Raw genomic sequence first — 1,669 nt, forward strand, 5'->3', positions numbered from 1 at the left:
ATGCCGAGCGGCACGCGCCGGGCGAGCCGCTTCATCTGATGCGGCAGGAACGGGGCGTCGGTGGCGACCACGGCGATGATCGAACCCTTTTCGGCGCGCGCCGTCGCCTCGCGGATCGCCGGGTCGACAAGCTCCTGCCCGATGCGCCGGCCGCGAATGGTGAAATTGTGCCTCTTGCCGAAATTCGACTGCACGAAGACACCCAGCGTGTAGCGCTTGTCTTGCCATTCGACGATGCGCGAGGCGGTGCCTGATCCGGCCTTGAAGCCGAAGGTGATCATCCCGGTGCCGCCGCCGACGCTGCCTTCCTCGATCGCGCCGCCGCGGGCCCTGTCGAGCGCGGCGACGACATGCTCCACGCTCACATGATGGCCATTGATGTCGTTGAGGAAGCCGTCATAGGTCTCGGCCGCCACCGGCAGGCCCCAGCCTGTGTCGAGCGCGGCTGGCAGCACCTTGTGCATCCAGCGCAGCGTGGCGTCGCGGGTGACGCCGCAGGAATGCGTGTTGGTGATGGTGACCGGGAAGTTGAAGGCGCCGGTCTCCTCGATGATATGCGTTCCTGTCAGCTCGCCATTGCCGTTCTGGCTGAACACGCCGGCGAAAACCGGCGTCGCGAGTTCCTGAACCGGCCCTGGCAGGATCGCGGTGACGCCGGTGCGCACCGGTCCGTTGCCGACACGCAGCGGACCATCGCCGGAAATCAGCGTCGTGTAGCCCACCGACACGCCTGGAACGTCGGTGATGGCGTTGAAACGGCCTGGCGTGCCGTCGAGCGCGATGCCGAAGGAGCGCAGGCGCGGCTTGCCGGAAGGCGTGCGAAGATGCGGGTCGTGACTGCTCATGCGGTCCTCAGAACAACGAGCCCTGATTGCCCGGCTCCCTGGCCTTGGCGGACGGCTTCGCGGCCAGCTTCGGCCGCGCGCCGCCGCTGGTGGCGATGGCCTCGGCAGTGCCGTCGGCGAATTCAAGCTGCAGCGCCGCGCCCGGCGCCAATTCCGCGACCCGCTTGATGACGGCGCCGTCGGCGTCCTTGACCAGCGCGAAGCCGCGCGCCAGCACGGCTTTGTGCGAAAGAGTGGATAGCAGCCGGTCGGCCTGGGTCAGCGCCGCGCGAATCCGGTCGAGCCGCCGTGCCAGCGCCTGGTCCTGCCTGCGCGACAGTCCGGCCAGCGCGTCGGCCTGCAGCTTCTGGCGCCGGGCGATCGGAGCCGGCGACAGGCGCGTCGAATTGCGCTGGAAGCGCTGGCGCCGCTCGCGCACGATGGCGAAGAACGCCGCCCGCGCCCGCGCGATGTCGCGGCCGGTCAGTGTGCGGGCCTCGTTGACGCGCCGCGACAGGGTCGCCGGCGTCAACCTTTGCCGCTCCAGCGTCGCCCGCTTGCGCTCGATATTCACCGTCAGCCCGCGGCCGAGGCGGCTGGTCGCATCGTCGAAACGGCGGCGCGGCAGCGCCAGCAACTGGTCGGGCGAGGGGAGCGCGCGCGCCGCCGCGCGCACCGCCTGGCGTTTGCGCTCCAGATGCCGCGAAGCGCAGGCATTGAGCCGCGCGCCAAGGCTGGCCAAGGTAGCCTCCAGGTCCGCCCTGACCGGCACGGCGATCTCGGCCGCGCCCGTCGGCGTTGGCGCGCGCCTATCGGCGACGAAGTCGATCAGAGTCGTATCGGTC

Annotated in this window: 2 protein-coding genes; both read right to left on the bottom strand. The window is 70.1% G+C overall.

The window, feature by feature from the left end:
- Positions 1–845: P1 family peptidase (locus EOA28_RS35085; RefSeq protein WP_128315817.1), on the bottom strand; the 845-nt coding region annotated here is incomplete at its 3' end.
- Between the two features lie 7 nt (positions 846–852).
- Positions 853–1,669 (bottom strand): exodeoxyribonuclease VII large subunit (locus EOA28_RS35090; RefSeq protein WP_281060955.1); only part of this gene is annotated, 817 nt, incomplete at its 5' end.

The organism is Mesorhizobium sp. M2A.F.Ca.ET.067.02.1.1 (assembly GCF_004023285.1).
GTDB lineage: Bacteria > Pseudomonadota > Alphaproteobacteria > Rhizobiales > Rhizobiaceae > Mesorhizobium.